Origin of the sequence: Pseudomonas sp. EL_65y_Pfl2_R96, assembly GCF_963970905.1 — a bacterium.
Classification (GTDB): domain Bacteria; phylum Pseudomonadota; class Gammaproteobacteria; order Pseudomonadales; family Pseudomonadaceae; genus Aquipseudomonas.
In genome coordinates, this window is sequence record NZ_CAXAQH010000393.1 from 1 (window position 1) to 434 (window position 434).

1 protein-coding gene is annotated in these 434 nt (G+C 57.1%); it reads right to left on the minus strand.

Annotation, left to right across the window (positions count from 1 at the left end; all coding sequences use genetic code 11):
- Nucleotides 1–434: hypothetical protein (locus AACY49_RS31220; protein ID WP_339528202.1), on the minus strand; the 434-nt coding region annotated here is incomplete at both ends.

The window sequence follows — 434 nt, forward strand, 5'->3', positions numbered from 1 at the left end:
TTGAGGCTATCTCGAATTGTGGCAGCCCAATTAGTGACATAGTCGTTGGTTGCCCACGCCGGGATAGTAGCCCACAAATTTGTGCGGACTCGATTGGCCAGCTGGATTTGAGCCTCAATTGGAACGCTGGCGGTGATGTAACTGGAAGTGTAGAGCCACGCATCGCAGATTGCATCGTAGGTAAAAGCTACGATTCCGGTCGGGATCGCCCCGGCGCTAGAGATCGTTTCGCACTTGTTGTTCTTGATTGTTTTTGCGCCTCGCCCACCGACGTCAAGAGTCGAGGCGCTCGTGTTGGCGTTTGTGTTCACGCCTAGGTATTGTTCGCCGTCCGTGTAAGTTGCGGGGGTGTTTGGCGCGGCGGGGCCAACGAACGTGTTCGTTCCGGAAATTGTGCCGCCGATCGCGCCCGGAGGGGTGCGCCTCTGACCCCA